The sequence below is a fragment of the Mesorhizobium sp. M8A.F.Ca.ET.208.01.1.1 genome (genome assembly GCF_004791315.1).
Taxonomy (GTDB): domain Bacteria; phylum Pseudomonadota; class Alphaproteobacteria; order Rhizobiales; family Rhizobiaceae; genus Mesorhizobium.
The window spans coordinates 1-319 of sequence record NZ_SRUT01000236.1; the positions used below are offsets into that span (position 1 = coordinate 1).

1 protein-coding gene is annotated in these 319 nt (G+C 66.8%); it reads left to right on the top strand.

What is annotated here, in order from left to right:
- Window positions 1-38 precede the first annotated feature (38 nt).
- On the top strand, window positions 39-319 hold a 281-nt coding region (locus EN851_RS35080; RefSeq protein WP_135931101.1), incomplete at its 3' end, for a LysR family transcriptional regulator.

Below are 319 nucleotides of genomic sequence, written 5' to 3' on the forward strand. Positions count from 1 at the left end.
CGGAATCTTCGATTGCCGCCGAGCCGAAAGCGAAAGCCATGGACACCGAGAATCTGCGCAGTTTCCTCGAGGTCGCGGAGCATGGCAGCTTCACCGTTGCCGCCCATCGGCTGAACCTGGCCCAGTCCACCGTCAGCGCGCGCATCCGCGGCCTGGAGGAACAGTTGGGGCGCAAGCTGTTCGTCCGCGACAGCGACGGCGTCACGCTGACGCCAGCCGGCCGGCAGTTCCTGCCGCACGCCTCCACGTTCACCCGGACCTGGGAGCAATCGCGCCAGGACATCGCCGTGCCCGATGGCTACGAGACGTTGCTCAGGCT